A 913-nucleotide genomic window follows, 5' to 3' on the forward strand; every position below is an offset into this window, starting at 1 on the left:
GTGCTCGTTATTTCTTTACTGATAGCACCAGGAGCAATTGCCTATCTTGTCACAAAGCGGTTTTCTTTTATGTTAATAATCGCGATACTTGTTGCCGCTTTTTCTGGTTTTTTAGGGATTTATCTCAGCTTATTTATCGGCTCTGATTCTGCTTCCACAATTGTGTTAATCTTAACATTGATTTTTATTGCTATTTTCATGATGATTTTCTTTCGTCAAAACACAGTTCAAGAAACTTGAAGATAATAAAATTCTCGCATATCAGCCATGCATTTTTATGTATTGTCTCTCGTGCCTATTTTAGTTAGAGACTGGATCGCCAGGTTATTTTCCTCCTAATGCCTAGCAATTGAATGCAGTGTATATTCTCCCCCCAAGACTGCATTTTAATTAAGAGGCTGCATTGATTTATTCTGCAGCCTTTTTATTTTTTTCTAAAACTTTTTCTCATTTCTTGAAATCATTTAAAATGATTATCATATTGCGTAAACTATTCGGTATTTTCAAGGAACTTATGACAGAAAAAATGCTTACGCATGAAGTGATAGAGAGTGATTGTGCACTCAAACATCTGAACAATAAGAAAATAGATACAGTGTTTTTATGTAGAGTTTTGCGTAGAGGAAAATAGTACGAGACGAATGAAAAAAGACTTGAAGATATCGCACCCTTTGCGTATCTGCTATTATATAGCAGGGTGGGCAATGGTTATATTAGGTATTATCGGCGTAGTATTACCTATTATGCCAACTGTGCCTTTTTTGTTGGTTGCCTCATGGTGTTTTACGCGTTCTTCTCCACGTTTTCATCAATGGTTGAATAATCATCGTATTTTCGGTCCCCCTATTAAGCGATGGGAAGAAAAAAAAGCAATCTCTCCATTCGTTAAAGTTTTTGCAATGATGAGTATGAC

At 35.3% G+C, this 913-nt stretch carries 2 protein-coding genes; both read left to right on the forward strand.

Going from position 1 to position 913, the window contains the following annotated elements:
- Positions 1 to 240: metal ABC transporter permease (locus ACFIO3_RS14190; RefSeq protein ID WP_375704698.1), on the forward strand; the 240-nt coding region annotated here is incomplete at its 5' end.
- Between the two features lie 401 nt (positions 241 to 641).
- Positions 642 to 913: YbaN family protein (locus ACFIO3_RS14195; RefSeq protein ID WP_375704699.1), on the forward strand; the 272-nt coding region annotated here is incomplete at its 3' end.

The organism is Bartonella sp. AD328YNZD, assembly GCF_042196425.1.